This is a genomic window from Zhongshania sp. (genome assembly GCF_041584495.1).
Lineage (GTDB): Bacteria > Pseudomonadota > Gammaproteobacteria > Pseudomonadales > Spongiibacteraceae > Spongiibacter.
The window spans coordinates 1-1397 of sequence record NZ_JBFHDY010000288.1 but is presented as its reverse complement, the minus strand read 5'-3'; the positions used below and the strand labels follow the sequence as shown (position 1 = coordinate 1397).

The following is a 1397-nucleotide window of genomic DNA, read 5'->3' as shown; positions in this document are numbered from 1 at the left end:
CGAGTGTTTTGGCGATTTTACGGAAATTGGCGGGGCTGAGCAGAACACTTGACTGATACGATAAGGGTTCAATAGTCGCCTGGGCATCGCCTTTGATACTAATGGTTTCGTCGCCAATGCTTGTTGTGAAAACCGTGCCGGTGCTGTTGATCTTATTTAAGGCGGAATCGATGCTAAGAGTAGAGGCCAGCGTGACTTGAGTATTGATGACGGGTTGTTTGGGTGCGCTATAGCTGAGTTCAGATTGCAGGCGCAGCAGGCCCGGCTCGCCACCCGGTTGAATTGTGCCGGTCAAATCTAAAGATTTCAGCTTTAGCTCGGTGCCGTCTTTGGCGCTGTATTGTAGGCTGGTGTCCTGCACATCGAGATTGCTTAACGACCAAACGAGTGCATCTTTCATATTTGCGGTGGCGGTGAGTTTAAGGCGAGTTTTCGCCGAGAGCTTGGCTTGGGCATTGCTGTGTTCAGCGCTTAGGCGAATATCGCCATCATTCACTACGAAGTTATCGAGAGTGTCGTTGATCTGTAGTTTGGCATTGAGCTCAATGTCGGCGGCGAGATTTTGCTGAGCGTCTTTGAAGCTAACTTCACTACTGAGTCGCAGTGGAAACTCAGTGTTATTCAATTGAATGTTCTCGCCACTTAGGCTGAGATTCTTAAGGAGAATATCCTGTCCGGTTTGCGCGTTAACATAATGCACAGTGCTGTTGTCGAGCTGCAGTTTTTGAATGCCAAGGTCTTGCTTGGCGCTGCTTTGCCCGCTGGGTGTGGTTTCGGTTGTTTTTGTTTGGTTGCCTATTTTACTCCAATTGCCGGCGCCGTTTTTGTCGACGACTAAATTAGCATTTAGGCCGCTGAGTTTTACGCCTTGAATGACTAACTGCTTTTGCAATAAAGGTTTGAGTGCCACCGCGAGCTGGGCTTGCGTAAAGCGCAGGAGCTCAGCGCTGGCTGTGTCTGGTGACGCTGGGGTCGCTAGGCTAGCCTCGCCCACGGCAATTTGAATATTAGGGAATATCTGCCACGACAAATCACCGTCTAAGTGGAGGATGAGGCCCTGGTCTGCGGCCAATTTTTCAATTTCGTCTTTAAAGGTATTTGGATCTATCCAAAAGACGAGCGCGGCGAGGGCGCTGCCCGCTAATATCACCACACTGAGTAAACCAATAAGGGTGTATTTTAATGCGGTGGGCATACGTCTCTCCGTGATGTTTTATTGTGGCGTGCTAAGTAGCGAGAAACACGCTAATGAATTTATTGGACAGGCCAGCCCAGATAAGTTCTATGTAGAAAATTCATCTTAGCCCAGTATAGTCAAATTCGAGCAAAGCCTGTGCCATTGATGCTAGCTCACCGTCATTTTACGCAAGAATCGGGTGGTAGGATGTCGAGTCCAT

The 1397-nt window shown here is 48.9% G+C and carries 1 protein-coding gene; it reads right to left on the bottom strand.

Translation table 11 applies throughout. The features are described from left to right. Positions 1–1195, bottom strand: a 1195-nt coding sequence (locus ABYP33_RS19205) for an AsmA family protein (protein ID WP_373092965.1), incomplete at its 3' end; no start/stop codon positions are given. Between the last annotated feature and the right edge of the window lie 202 nt (positions 1196–1397).